Consider the following 12,158-nt stretch of genomic DNA (forward strand, 5'->3'; position numbering starts at 1 on the left):
GTGGCCAAGCCTAGGAAGCGGACGTTGCGGACGGCTTAGGCCTCACGCTCAGGTTTGCCCCATCCGTCTTCGGCGAGTGCATAGCGTCGAGCCAGAGTGACCAGCGCGAACTATCCGGCGGGATGCACGGCTTTCCGATCAAGCCTAAGAGTCCCCCCAGCACCCATGGACGCCCTCAAGCAGAGCAAGGATCCTGTCCTTGTCAGTGTCGGGGTATTTTAACTGGCGCAGCAAGTAACTGTACGCACACGCCGCCAGCTCCCGCCGGCCGACCATGAGCTTCTCTGACCACGCTCGGCACGCCCGAATGAACTCCGGAATGGGGCAGCCCATCAGATATGCTTCGAGGTCGTGCCATTGGCGACAGGCATCAGCGGTCGGCCAGGCGGGCCCAAGCGTTGGATTGGCCTGCAGAACCGCGCTGAGTTCCAGCGTCATCGGATCGTAGGCCGCAGCACCGAACCCGACATCGCCGTAGTCGATGACCAGCACGCCGCCTTCGGGCGACACGAGGATGTTCTCGCCGTGCAGATCGCCGTGCACGCAGCACCAGCGCGTCTGTATCATGCGGTTCTCGAACTCCGCCGCCCAGTCGAGCCCATACTCCGCCTGAAGTTTGGCAGCCCTCTCGTCCGACACCCATTGCCCGCGGATCGAGGCGATTGACCGACGTTCCTGGTTCTTGCCGTCCGACCATCCGGCAAGAGCATCAGCCGTAGCCGCAACAGCCTTTGCCGCCAGCGCGTCTTCCTCAGCCATAGTCTTGAACATGGAGGCGTCGTGACCGTTTGCCAGCTGGTAGAAGAGTCCTGCCATGGCCCCTGCGCCGAATTCCAATAGCTTCATCTTTCGTGGCGTCGCGGCTCCATCGAGGAGCGTGACGTGCTCTTCGTATCGCGCGTCTTCATCCTGCATTTTTGCAAGTTCGCTCAGCTTGGCGACGACGTCCCGGATGGGCGCACCGGTCTGATCATACATCTGAAGTCGAAGAGGCCGGGCACCGGATTTGCCCGTGCCAATCGGGTGAACGGAGCAGACGACTGCTTTGAAAGTCTTGGAAAAAATGCGGACAAGCCGATCCTCACCCGTCGACAGGTTCAGCCCGTTGGTGTGAAGCTCGATCTCGGCCAACGCATGGATCGCGGTCACGACCCGGCTGATCTTTTCCGGCGCCTGGTCGAGTTCGATCTTTTTCAGAAATTCGACGGTACCGACCTTGCCACCCTCGCTCCAGATATCGGCGTCATGCTTGTGAGCGAGGAGCGGCGCGATGAAATCATCCGACGGCGACCCCGTGAGCACGAGGATCTTCGTCCCCGGCGACACTTTGCGCACGTGCTGGAACACATACTTTCCGTGCTCGGGATCGAAGTCCGTCGTGCCAGCTGCGGTGGGTATCTTCAGATCCAGGATCGCGAAGTCGAAGAAGCCGCTCTCCAGTTTCGCCACCGCGTCCTCGCGATTGCTCACGAACGTCGGTATCGTCGGACCGCCGGACGCTGCGATAATCTGCTTCAGCTCTTCGATGAAGCTTTCGTCGTCCTCGACGACCAGAATGTGCGCCGTCACTTGCGCCACCGCGCGGTGTAGAGGGCACCGCCATGCTTCGCTGGTTCAAGGATGAGCGAGCCAATCATCGTTTCCACCGCCTGCCGGGCGATAGCCAAGCCGAAGCCGATGTGATCCTTCTTCGTCGAGTTTCCGATCTCGAAAGCCGTTTCGATCGGGCCAGTAAGACCGACACCATGATCGTCAATGGGAGTTTTGAAGAGCCCTCGGTCGACACCTATCGTCTTTACGATGACCGCATTCCAGGGTGGAGCGTCAGCCGAGACAGGATCGAAATCATCAACGAAGCCTACGGCCACGGCTTTCAGGCGCGTTCGGGAAAGCAGCTATTGGCACTGAATGGGAATGGCGCGATCTCCCAGGACATTCCGACCGTTCCGGGCTCGATCTATCGCTTGGTCTTCTACTTCTCGACGGAGTCGGATGCGGTTGGCCCCGCGACGCTGACCGTGACTGCTGGCGCAGAGCGCGCCGACTACGAGGTCCGTCTCGGGCAAAACGGATATCGCCGGGAAACCTTACGGTTCGAGGGTGCCGCCGGTGCCAAGGTGACGCGCATCACCATGGCGAGCACCACCGGGAACGAAGCCGGCCCGCTCATAGATGACGTTGAAGTCGAAGCGACTGATAGCCAAGCCGACCTCGATCGCTCGCGCGAGAGCCGGAAAATTGTCGGCGACGCGCCTCGTATCGGCCTTGGCGCGCCTCCAACTCACCGCAGTAATGCCGCGATCACGCCGCTGATGCTTCCCTATCGTCAAGAGCACGGAGGCGAACACGATGGTTGATCTCCGTCAATTACGGCAATTCATTGCAGTTGCGGAGGAACTTCATTTCCATCGTGCTGCTGCGCGTTTGAACATGTCGCAGCCACCTTTGACGATGGCAATCCGTAAGCTGGAAGAAGAAATTGGCATCGAGCTTATCGAGCGCGGCAACCGGACCTTGGGGTTGACGGCTGCCGGTTGCGTATTTCTTGAAGAGGCCAGACAAACACTCTTGCAAGCGGAGCGTTCCGTCTCTGCTGCAAGAGAAACGGCGGCTGGGCGAACTGGACTCGTGCGTCTCGGCTATATCGGTAGCTCTCTCTATGGGCGCCTCCCGGATGCTATCCGGACGTTTCGCGAAACTCACCCGGAAGTCCGACTCGAATTGCTGGAGGCGACCACCGCCCAGCAAGTGGAGCGAATCCGCGAGGGCGGAATGGATATCGGACTCGTTATTCCATCCGTTCCCGATGCGGGAGACCTTTCGTTCCAGCCTTTCGACACAGACCGCCTTTGCATCGCGCTACCTCACTCGCACCCGCTGGCGGGCATCAAGAAAATATCGTTGAGCGACCTTGCGAACGAGAACTTCGTTTTATGGCCTGCTGTCGAGGGGCGTAGCTTCCATGTCCAAGTGATCCGACTATGTGCCGACGCCGGCTTTGTCCCGATGGTCGTTCAGGAAGCGCATGGGATGCACGCGGTTCTGTCCCTCGTCGCAGTCGAGGTCGGGATTTCGATAGTGCCAGAGAGCATGACGGGCTTCCGAAATGACCGGATTGTCTATCGCTCCATCGCCGGTGATGATGCCTCATTCGACCTGTCATTCTGTTTTCGTGAACCTGTCTCCAATCCGGCCCTTGCACAATTCCTGAAAACCACCGCACGGCCCCAACATCGTTCGAGATCGGCCGCAGGAAGAACGGGCGGGAACTGAATCATGCGACGGCTGCGTTCAACACCGATGGTTGACCGCCAGTCCGGAGTAGCGACCTTGCTGGGTTCACGTATTCCCTTGGCGTCGCTGATCCAAACGCTTGCCGTCGCCGAATATCTGAACTTCCGCCACGCCGCCAGTGCGCTCGGCGTGGCGCAATCAAGCGTCAGCGCGCGGGTGAAGGCGCTGGAGGAAGACCTCGGCATCCTCCTATTCGAGCGTCATGCACGCGGCGTCAGGTTGACCGAGGCCGGACGCCATTTCGTCGAGGGGATAGCGGCAGGCATCGACCAACTCGATCATGCAGTAAAGACTGCCGGCATGGCGGCAGCCGGAGAAAGCGGCCGGCTGCGCATCGGTATCCATGCCCTGATCCCTCGCAGTTTCCTAGCAAAGCTGATCGGTCAATATCGCGAAGACCACCCCGGCGTCGAAGTCGAAATGACCGAAAGCACGGCCCGCGATGCGTTCATGCAGCTTCGCGCCGACCGGCTGGACGTGGCGTTCGTCGCGGGCACGCCCGAACTACCTGACTGTCATTCCCGTCGCATATGGACCGAACCGCTCTTGTCGGTGCTACCGGAGCGGCATCCGCTCGCCGGGCAGTCGGCTGTCACATGGGCCGATCTGGCGGGCGAGACGTTCCTTGTCCGGTATGGCGGCACCGGCCCACAGGTTCATAGCCACATCGTGCTACGCCATGCCGGTCGCTGGCCCGCGCCGTCAATCCTGCGCTTCGACGTGGGGCGCGGCGCGCTGCTGTCCATGGTCGGACAGGGCTTCGGCATCACCATCGTCGGGGCCGCCACGGCTCTGCTGCCAACAACCGGCATCGTCTTGTTGCCCTTCGCGGACGAACCAGAGCCGGTCGCCTTCTCGGCGGTCTGGTCGCCGTCCAACCGCAGCGCCGTGCTGAGCAACCTGCTGACACTCGCAAACGACATGGGGCGCCTGGCCCGCACGGACTGAATTTCGCAGCGATTCGTTTCGGCCTGCCAGCATAGGCCCCAACATACGCGACGACCCGAGGGAACCCGTCCTATTTGCCGCCGATAGTATCCGGCAGCCCTCCGGCATCCTCTTTCCTGTTGCCCGTCCCGATTTTGCCTACTCTCTGATGGGCTCCGTCTCTTTTGCCGACTGGAGCCTGCATTGCGGGGAGGCCGAATCCTTTGGGGCCAGATCACTGTCGTCTTCACCATCATTCTGGTGATGGTGTGGGCCGCGACGCAATGGACGGCATGGCGGCTCGGCTTCCAGTCCCAACTTGGCAATCCGTGGTTCGAGCTGGCCGGCTGGCCAGTCTATTATCCGCCGGCCTTCTTCTGGTGGTGGTTTTCCTTCGACGCCTACGCGCCCGCGATCTTCGTGGAGGGCGGCATCATCGCCACGTCTGGCGGCTTCATCGCCATCGCCGCCGCGATTCTGATGTCGATCATCCGCGCGCGGGAAGCCCGGAACGTCGCCACCTACGGCTCGGCCCGATGGGCGGAGGACAGGGAAATCCGCACCGCCGGCCTGCTCGGTCCGGATGGCGTCGTGCTCGGCCGTTACGACCGGGACTATCTGCGACATGACGGGCCGGAGCATGTCCTTTGCTTCGCGCCGACCCGCAGCGGCAAGGGCGTCGGCCTTGTCGTGCCGACACTGCTGACCTGGCCGGGAAGCTGCATCGTCCATGACATCAAGGGCGAGAACTGGACGCTGACGGCCGGCTTCCGGGCGAAACACGGCCGCGTCCTGCTGTTCGATCCGACCAACGCCAGATCCTCGGCCTACAACCCGTTGCTCGAAGTGCGGCAGGGCGAATGGGAAGTCCGCGACGTGCAGAACATCGCGGACATATTGGTCGATCCCGAAGGCAGCCTCGACAAGCGCAATCATTGGGAAAAGACCAGCCATGCGCTGCTGGTCGGCGCGATCCTGCACGTCCTCTATGCCGAGCCCGACAAGACGCTGGCTGGTGTCGCGAACTTCCTGTCCGATCCGCGCCGCCCGGTGGAAGCCACGTTGCGCGCCATGATGACCACGCCGCATCTCGGGGACGCCGGCGTTCATCCCGTCATCGCATCATCGGCCCGCGAACTGCTGAACAAGAGCGAGAACGAACGGTCAGGCGTGCTCTCGACGACCATGTCGTTCCTGGGCCTGTATCGCGATCCTGTCGTGGCGCGGGTGACGGCGCGTTGCGACTGGCGCATCGCCGATCTGGTGGGAAGCCGGGAGGCGGTCAGCCTCTACCTTGTCGTGCCGCCCTCCGACATCAACCGCACCAAGCCGCTGATCCGGCTCGTGCTCAATCAGATCGGCCGCAGGCTGACCGAGGAATTGAAGGCATCCGGCCAGCGCCATCGCCTGCTCTTGATGCTGGACGAGTTTCCCGCGCTCGGCCGTCTCGACTTCTTTGAATCCGCGCTCGCCTTCATGGCCGGCTATGGCCTGAAGTCCTTCCTGATCGCGCAGTCGCTCAACCAGATCGAGCGCGCCTACGGCCAGAACAACGCCATCCTCGACAACTGCCATGTCCGCGTCGCCTTCGCCACCAACGACGAGCGCACCGCCAAGCGGATCAGCGACGCGCTCGGCACCGCGACCGAGATGCGCGATTCCACCAACTATGCCGGCCATCGCCTCGCGCCGTGGCTCGGGCATCTGATGGTGTCGCGGCAGGAGACCGCGCGGCCGTTGATGACGCCCGGCGAGATCATGCAGCTTCCGCCCACCGACGAAATCGTCATGGTCGCGGGCACGCCGCCGATCCGCGCCGCCAAGGCCCGCTACTATGCGGACGGGCGGTTTCAGGAGCGCATCCTGACACCGCCCGATATGGCGTCCGCGTCGGCCGACACCCGCTATGCATCTTCCGATGACTGGTCGAACCGCGTGGTCGCGGCGGCAGGCGATGCCGCGACGAATGCCGCCAGCGGGACCGAGGGCGACCCTGCCAACGCGGGCATCCGCCGCGAGCCGGAATTGCCCGAGCATGAAGAGATCATCCCGCCGCCACCACCCGAACAGGAGTTCGAGTTTCTGGACGACGAGCCCGACGTGGACGCGGCCAAGGCCCGTGCCATGCGCCAGCGCATGACGATGGTGGCGCGGCAGGCGTCGATGAACCCCGACGACGGCATCGAACTGTGAGGAGCCGCCCATGATCGCCCGGACCCGCATGAACGTCTATTTCGATCCCGAATTGCTCAAGCGGGTGGAGGCCCTGGCGTTGCGCCAGAAGGTCTCGAAGTCCGCTGTCGTCGAGGCGGCCGTCGCGTCCTTCCTGACCGGGGATTCCGCCGAGAAGCTGGAGGCGGCCATGTCGCGCCGCATGGACAGGCTCGGCCGGCAGATCGACACGCTCGACGAAGATCTCGCCGTGCTCGGCGAGACCGTCTCGCTGTTCATCCGCATCTGGCTTTCTTCCACACCGCCGCTGCCGGAGAGCGCGCAAGCCTCCGCCCGCGCGAAGGGCGCGGAGCGGTTCGAGGGCTTCATGCAGAGCCTCGGGCGCCGTCTGGCGACGGGCGACCGGTTCCTGAAAGAGCTGTCGCGCGATGTCGATTCGTTTGATGACACGCCGCAGGCAGATCAGTTCGAGCCCAACGGCGATCAGGTGTGAGTATTCGAACCCATCCTATTTGCCGCCGTTCACCGCCGATGCCCGCCTACGCTTAGATACTTGTTGAACAGGCCCGATTTAGGGCTCTCTTAATCGACCCCGATCCGGGGATCGTCTTTCGCGTCCCCACCAGAACGGGGACGACATGACAGCCACTCACCACAAACCGGAAGCGATCCAGCGCGGCGCGCGCATGCTGCGCACCGCGCTCGGACCCGCCATCGCCCGGTTTCTGGAAGACCCGGTGGTGGTCGAGGTGATGCTGAATCCGGACGGGCGGTTGTGGATCGACCGTCTTTCCGAAGGGCTCGCCGATACCGGCGAGCGGCTGTCGGCCGCCGATGGCGAACGCATCGTCCGCCTAGTCGCGCACCATGTCGGCGCCGAGGTTCACGCCCATTCCCCCCGTGTGTCCGCCGAGCTGCCCGAGAGCGGCGAGCGGTTCGAGGGGCTGTTGCCGCCGGTGGTCGCGGCGCCTGCCTTCGCCATCCGCAAGCCCGCCGTCGCGGTATTCACGCTGGACGACTATGTGGCCGCCGGCATCATGACCGGCGATCAGGCTTTGAGCCTGCGCGAAGCCGTCGCGTCCCGCGCCAACATCCTCGTGGCGGGCGGCACCTCCACCGGCAAGACGACGCTGACCAACGCGCTGCTCGCCGAGGTCGCCAAGGGCACGGATCGCGTCGTCATCATCGAGGATACGCGCGAGCTGCAATGCGCCGCGCCCAACCTCGTCGCCATGCGGACGAAGGATGGCGTCGCGACGCTTTCCGATCTGGTCCGCTCGTCGCTGCGCCTGCGCCCTGATCGCATCCCGATCGGCGAGGTGCGCGGCGCCGAAGCGCTCGACCTGCTCAAAGCCTGGGGCACCGGGCATCCGGGTGGCATCGGCACCATCCACGCCGGCTCCGGCATCGGCGCGCTGCGCCGCCTCGAACAGCTCATCCAGGAGGCCGTCGTCACGGTCCCGCGTGCGCTGATCGCCGAGACCATCGACATCGTCGCCGTCCTTTCCGGGCGCGGCTCCGCGCGCCGGCTGGCCGAACTCGCCCGCGTCGAAGGGCTCGGCCCGGACGGCGACTACCGCATCACACCCGCAACCAGCCCCAAAGGAGACCCCTCATGATCCGCCATGCCCTGCGCATTCGCCGTCACGTCATGACGGCCGCTGCCGTCACCTATGTCAGCCTGTTCCTGGCTCCGGCCGCCCACGCTTCCGGTTCGTCGATGCCGTGGGAAACCCCGCTGCAATCCATCCTCGAATCCATCGAGGGGCCGGTCGCCAAGATCATCGCCGTCATCATCATCATCGTCACCGGCCTGACGCTGGCCTTCGGCGATACGTCGGGCGGCTTCCGCCGCCTGATCCAGATCGTCTTCGGTCTGTCGATCGCCTTCGCGGCCAGCTCCTTCTTCCTCAGCTTCTTCAGCTTCGGCGGCGGGGCTCTGGTCTGATGGCGGCTGGCTTCGAACAACTCGACGCGGTGCCGGGCTTCACCGTTCCGGTCCACCGGGCGCTGACCGAGCATATCCTGCTCGGCGGCGCCCCGCGCTCCCTCGCCATCATGAACGGCACGCTGGCCGGGGCCATGGGTCTCGGCCTGCGCCTCTGGCTGGTGGGCCTCGCCATCTGGGCCATCGGCCACTTCGCGGCGGTCTGGGCGGCAAAGCGCGATCCGCTCTTCGTCGAGGTCGGCCGCCGGCATCTGCGCATCCCCGGTCATCTGTCGGCGTGAGGGGACGGCCATGATGAACCTTGCCGAATACCGCCGCACCGCCGCCCGCCTCGCCGACTATCTGCCCTGGGCGGCGCTGGTCGGCTCCGGCGTCGTGCTCAACAAGGACGGCGCATTCCAGAGGACGGCGAAGTTTCGCGGTCCCGATCTGGATTCCGCCGTCGCCGCCGAGCTGGTCGCGGTCGCCGGCCGCATCAACAACGCCTTCCGCCGTCTCGGCTCCGGCTGGAGCATCTTCGTCGAGGCGCAGCGCAGCGAAGCGGCGACCTATCCCGACAGCACCTTTCCCGACCCCGCGTCCGCGCTGGCCGATGCCGAGCGGAAGGCCGGGTTCGAGGAAGCCGGCACCCATTTCGTGTCGGGCTACTTCCTGACTTTCCTCTATCTGCCGCCGGCCGAGGAAGCCGCCCGCGCCGAAACCTGGCTCTACGAGGGCCGTGAGCAATCCGGCGTGAACCCGTGGGAAGCCCTGCGCGCCTTTGCCGATCGCACCGACCGCGTGCTGGCGCTGCTCGACGGCTTCATGCCCGAATGCCGCTGGCTCGACGATACCGAGACGCTGACCTACCTGCATTCAACGGTTTCGACGAACCGGCATCGCGTGCGCGTGCCCGAGGTGCCGATGCACCTCGACGCGCTGCTGGCCGACCAGCCGCTGACCGGCGGGCTGGAGCCGCGCCTTGGCGATCAGAATCTGCGCGTCCTGACCATCGTCGGATTTCCCACCGCGACGACGCCCGGCCTGCTCGATGAGATGAACCGGCTCCCGTTTCCCTATCGGTGGAGCACGCGTGCGATCCTGCTCGACAAGACCGACGCCACGCGGCTGCTCACCAAGATCAGGCGGCAATGGTTCGCCAAGCGCAAAAGCATTGCGGCGATCCTCAAGGAGGTGATGACCAACGAGGCGTCCGCGCTCGTGGACACCGACGCGGCGAACAAGGCGCTCGACGCCGACATGGCCCTGCAGGAACTCGGCGCCGACGTGGCGGGCATGGCCTACGTCACCGCGACGGTGACGGTCTGGGATGCCGATCCCCGCATCGCCGACGAGAAGCTACGGCTGGTCGAGAAGGTCATCCAGGGCCGCGACTTCACCGCCATGGCCGAGACCGTCAACGCGGTGGACGCATGGCTCGGCTCTCTGCCCGGCCACGCCTACGCGAACGTGCGCCAGCCGCCCATCAGCACTTTGAATCTCGCCCACATGATCCCGTTATCGGCGGTGTGGGCGGGGCCGGAACGGGACGAGCATTTCGGTGCACCCCCCTTGCTCTTTGGACAGACCGAAGGCTCAACCCCGTTCCGGTTGTCTTTGCATGTCGGCGACGTGGGGCACACCCTCGTCGTCGGCCCGACCGGCGCGGGCAAGTCCGTGCTGCTGGCGCTCATGGCCTTGCAGTTCCGCCGCTATGCCAACTCACAGGTCTTTGCCTTCGACTTCGGCGGCTCGATCCGCGCCGCGTCGCTCGCCATGGGCGGCGACTGGCACGACCTCGGCGGTGGTCTGACCGAAGGCTCGGAAACCTCCGTCTCGCTCCAGCCGCTCGCCCGCATCCACGACACCTATGAACGCGCCTGGGCCGGCGGCTGGATCGCCGCCATCCTCATGCGCGAGGGCGTCGCGATCACGCCCGAGGTGAAGGAGCATATCTGGACGGCGCTGACCTCGCTCGCCTCCGCGCCGGTCGAGGAACGCACCATCACCGGCCTCGCGGTTCTGCTGCAATCCAACGATCTGAAACAGGCCCTTCGGCCCTTCTGCGTCGGCGGTGCCTTTGGCCGGCTGCTCGACGCCGAGACCGAGCATTTGGGATCGGCGGACGTTCAGGCTTTCGAGATCGAGGGGTTGGTCGGGACCGGGGCGGCCCCGGCCGTGCTGGCCTACCTGTTCCATCGCATCGGCGACCGGCTCGACGGCCGCCCGACGATGCTCATCATCGACGAGGGCTGGCTTGCGCTGGACGACGAGGGGTTCGCCGGCCAGCTCCGCGAATGGCTGAAGACTCTCAGGAAGAAGAACGCCAGCGTCATCTTCGCCACGCAATCGCTCAGCGACATCGACGGCAGCAATATCGCGCCCGCCATCATCGAGAGCTGCCCGACACGGCTGCTCCTGCCGAACGAGCGCGCCATTGAACCGCAGATCACGGCCATCTATCGCCGCTTCGGCTTGAACGACCCAGATTGAGATTTTGGCGAGGGCCACGCCCAAGCGGGACTACTACTGCCAGAGCCGCAGAGGAAACCGCCTGTTCGAGCTGGGCCTGTCCGAAGTCGGCCTCGCGCTCTGCGCCGCGTCCTCAAAATCCGACCAGACCACCATCGAGCGCATCCACGCCGAGCATGGAAGCGATGGCTTCCTCGCCGCCTGGCTGCGTCTTCGCGGCGTCGAGTGGGCGGCCGACCTGATCCCGAACCTCACCAATCTTGCCGACCGGCCGGAAACCGCCGCGCCGGATAGCCCCCAAACTAAGGAGACCCTTCCATGACCTACTGCAAGATCGTCGGGGCTTCGGCCCTTGCGCTGGCGCTCGCCGTGCCCGTCGCGCTTTCGCCCATGCTGGCGAGTCCGGCCCATGCGCAATGGATCGTCTATGACCCGACCAACTACGTGCAAAACGTGCTCACGGCCGCGCGCACCCTGGAGCAGATCAACAACCAAATTCAGAGCCTCCAGAACGAAGCGCAGATGCTCATCAATCAGGCCCGCAATCTGGCGAGCCTGCCGCATTCCTCGCTCCAGCAGCTCCAGCAGAGCGTCCAGCGCACGCAGCAGCTCTTGAGCCAGGCGCAGAACATCGCCTTCGACGTGCAGCGGATCGACCAGGCGTTCCAGCAGCAATACGGCAACGTCTCGCTGTCGGCCACTGATCAGCAACTCGTCGCCGATGCGCGCACGCGCTGGCAGAACACCGTCGGCGGCCTTCAGGACGCCATGCGCGTGCAGGCCGGCGCTGTCGGCAATATCGACAGCAACCGTGCGGAGATGGCAACACTCGTCGGCCAGAGCCAGGGCGCGGCCGGGGCGCTGCAAGCCACGCAGGCCGGCAACCAGCTTCTTGCACTCCAGTCGCAACAGCTTTCCGACCTGATCGCGATGATGGCGGCGAACGGCCGCGCGGATGCGTTGACCGAGGCCGAGCGGGCGACGGCCGCCGAACAGGGCCGCGAACAGCGCCGCCGCTTCCTGACGCCCGGCACCGGCTACCAGCCCGGCAACGCGCAGATGTTCAACAACGGCAACAACTGACCAGGAGGCTCGCCATGGACGGCAAGATGCTGGCCCGGCTCGGGGCCGTAGTGTTCATCGCCATCGCCGTCACGGCGACTGCAATCGACATGGCGCGGAAGGACGAACCTTCCGCGCCGCCCGCCGCGCCAGCCCTCCAGCCGCCGGCCGATCCGCTGCGCGAAAGCCTGCGCCGCTGCCAGCAGCTCGGACAGGCTGCCGCAAGCGATCCCGATTGCTTGGCAACCTGGGCCGAGTCTCGCGACCGTTTCCTGGGCCGCGACCACAGCGAGGCGCGCTGACC

The 12,158-nt window shown here is 64.9% G+C and carries 11 protein-coding genes and 1 pseudogene; 11 read left to right on the forward strand and 1 reads right to left on the reverse strand.

Features of this window, described 5'->3' with window-relative positions; genetic code table 11:
• Positions 1 to 144: 144 nt before the first annotated feature.
• Positions 145 to 1,569 (reverse strand): phosphotransferase, encoded by a 1,425-nt coding sequence (locus ABVV53_RS00075; RefSeq protein WP_353982282.1) that lies wholly within the window; start codon positions 1,567 to 1,569, stop codon positions 145 to 147.
• Positions 1,570 to 1,601: 32 nt separating this feature from the next.
• Between ABVV53_RS00075 and ABVV53_RS00080 the strand changes: the two genes are divergently transcribed.
• From ABVV53_RS00080 to trbK-alt, 11 genes and pseudogenes are all read left to right on the forward strand, one after another.
• Positions 1,602 to 2,357 carry a DUF642 domain-containing protein gene (locus tag ABVV53_RS00080; protein WP_353982283.1) on the forward strand — a complete coding sequence of 252 codons (756 nt, stop codon included), beginning with the start codon at positions 1,602 to 1,604 and terminating at the stop codon, positions 2,355 to 2,357.
• Positions 2,350 to 3,273 carry a LysR family transcriptional regulator gene (locus ABVV53_RS00085; protein ID WP_353982284.1) on the forward strand — a complete coding sequence of 308 codons (924 nt, stop codon included), beginning with the start codon at positions 2,350 to 2,352 and terminating at the stop codon, positions 3,271 to 3,273. Before ABVV53_RS00080 ends, ABVV53_RS00085 begins: the two co-directional genes overlap by 8 nt.
• 3 nt (positions 3,274 to 3,276) lie before the next feature.
• Positions 3,277 to 4,242 (forward strand): LysR family transcriptional regulator, encoded by a 966-nt coding sequence (locus tag ABVV53_RS00090; RefSeq protein ID WP_353982285.1) that lies wholly within the window; start codon positions 3,277 to 3,279, stop codon positions 4,240 to 4,242.
• A 183-nt stretch (positions 4,243 to 4,425) separates the two neighbouring features.
• A complete protein-coding gene (locus tag ABVV53_RS00095) occupies positions 4,426 to 6,414 on the forward strand; it encodes a conjugal transfer protein TraG (protein ID WP_353982286.1) in 1,989 nt (662 codons plus the stop codon).
• Between the two features lie 10 nt (positions 6,415 to 6,424).
• Positions 6,425 to 6,886: a ribbon-helix-helix domain-containing protein gene (locus ABVV53_RS00100; RefSeq protein ID WP_353982287.1), complete on the forward strand. Its 462-nt coding sequence runs from the start codon at positions 6,425 to 6,427 to the stop codon at positions 6,884 to 6,886.
• A 145-nt stretch (positions 6,887 to 7,031) separates the two neighbouring features.
• Complete coding sequence (trbB, locus tag ABVV53_RS00105) at positions 7,032 to 8,012, forward strand: P-type conjugative transfer ATPase TrbB (protein WP_353982288.1); 981 nt, start codon at positions 7,032 to 7,034, stop codon at positions 8,010 to 8,012.
• Complete coding sequence (locus tag ABVV53_RS00110) at positions 8,009 to 8,341, forward strand: TrbC/VirB2 family type IV secretion system protein (protein ID WP_353982289.1); 333 nt, start codon at positions 8,009 to 8,011, stop codon at positions 8,339 to 8,341. The genes trbB and ABVV53_RS00110 overlap by 4 nt, the downstream gene beginning before the upstream one ends.
• Positions 8,341 to 8,622 carry a VirB3 family type IV secretion system protein gene (locus ABVV53_RS00115; RefSeq protein ID WP_353982290.1) on the forward strand — a complete coding sequence of 94 codons (282 nt, stop codon included), beginning with the start codon at positions 8,341 to 8,343 and terminating at the stop codon, positions 8,620 to 8,622. Before ABVV53_RS00110 ends, ABVV53_RS00115 begins: the two co-directional genes overlap by 1 nt.
• Before the next feature lie 10 nt (positions 8,623 to 8,632).
• Positions 8,633 to 11,114 (forward strand): annotated as a pseudogene (trbE, locus tag ABVV53_RS00120) (conjugal transfer protein TrbE).
• Complete coding sequence (gene trbJ / locus ABVV53_RS00125) at positions 11,111 to 11,875, forward strand: P-type conjugative transfer protein TrbJ (RefSeq protein ID WP_353982291.1); 765 nt, start codon at positions 11,111 to 11,113, stop codon at positions 11,873 to 11,875. Before trbE ends, trbJ begins: the two are co-directional and overlap by 4 nt.
• Before the next feature lie 14 nt (positions 11,876 to 11,889).
• Positions 11,890 to 12,156: a putative entry exclusion protein TrbK-alt gene (gene trbK-alt / locus ABVV53_RS00130; protein WP_353982292.1), complete on the forward strand. Its 267-nt coding sequence runs from the start codon at positions 11,890 to 11,892 to the stop codon at positions 12,154 to 12,156.
• The last annotated feature ends 2 nt before the right edge of the window (positions 12,157 to 12,158 follow it).

Origin of the sequence: Novosphingobium kalidii (assembly GCF_040534015.1) — a bacterium.
In the GTDB taxonomy this organism is placed as follows: domain Bacteria; phylum Pseudomonadota; class Alphaproteobacteria; order Sphingomonadales; family Sphingomonadaceae; genus Novosphingobium; species Novosphingobium kalidii.